This window comes from Desulfocurvus sp. DL1XJH-121 (assembly GCF_054819825.1).
In genome coordinates this window covers 1-270 of the sequence record NZ_JBTVWW010000100.1, presented here as the reverse complement: position 1 = coordinate 270, position 270 = coordinate 1, and the positions used below count along the sequence as shown (strand labels likewise).

At 64.1% G+C, this 270-nt stretch carries 1 protein-coding gene; it reads right to left on the bottom strand.

The features are described 5' to 3' along the window. The coding region (locus tag ACYYG1_RS17470) for a hypothetical protein (RefSeq protein WP_461211611.1) at positions 1-187 on the bottom strand (187 nt) is incomplete at its 3' end. Positions 188-270: the final 83 nt, after the last annotated feature.

Genomic DNA, 270 nt, shown 5'->3' with positions numbered 1-270 from the left:
CCGCAATGGCCACCAGCAGGACCAAGCCGGTCAGTACCAGTCCGAACTTGGCCTCCGGTTGGGAGAGGAAGCGGCGGAAGAAGGACACCGGGCGGGCGTCACCGCGTGACTCTGCCGGTTCGAAACTCGCGGCGGGTTGAGTGACGGGAGTTTCCGGCGTCACCGGTTGATGGTTCTGCGCGCTCATGTGGAGGACTCCGTCCGCAGCTTGGGATTGGCCAGGATGCCGATCACATCCGCTATGAGGTTCACGACCACGTAGAACGCGGC